Genomic DNA, 644 nt, shown 5'->3' with positions numbered 1-644 from the left:
GCCACCGATCCCGGGCGGGTAGGGCGCGGACACTCGTCGCGCTGCTCGACGGAAGTGAACTGCACCTTCGTCCGTGACGGCTGCGGCACCGCGGTGACCAGTGCCAAGGCCGTGCGGATGGATGAGCGGACCAAGGTGCGGGCCGGGCCCGGCCCCGGCTGGGCCGTGCCAGGATGCGACCGTGGAGATGACCGACGTCATGCGCGCGATTCTCTGGGTCCCCGTCGGAGCGGTCCTGATCCTTGATCCCTTGATCGTGTCGTTCACGAGCGGCTTCAGCTCCGGCGTTGTCGCGACGTTCCTGCTCGGCGTCCTCTACCTGTGGTGCGGTCTCTACCGGGGCGGGATCCGGGCCCGTACGAAACGGCTGATCGGCTGGGTGCGGATCCTCGTCCTGGTCGGCACTGCGCTGTCGCTCCTCCTCTTCGCGTCCATCGCGTTGCTCGGCCGGGCGGACACCGTCTCGCACCGGGAGGATGCCGTCATCGTCCTCGGGACGGCGCTGAAGGGCGACGAGGTGACGCCGTCGCTCCGCTCCCGGCTGGACGTGGCTGTCGAGTACTCCACCGCGAACCCGGACGCCGTCGTCGTCGTCACCGGTGGCCAGGGGCCCGGGGAGACCATCGCCGAAGCGCTCGCGATGG

Annotated in this window: 1 protein-coding gene; it reads left to right on the top strand. The window is 70.2% G+C overall.

Translation table 11 applies throughout. The features are described 5' to 3' along the window. Positions 1–181 precede the first annotated feature (181 nt). Positions 182–644, top strand: a 463-nt coding sequence (locus ACYVJ0_RS13640; RefSeq protein WP_460818397.1) for a YdcF family protein, incomplete at its 3' end; no start/stop codon positions are given.

This window comes from Microbacterium petrolearium (genome assembly GCF_054782875.1).
This window is presented reverse-complemented; position numbering and strand designations above follow the sequence as displayed.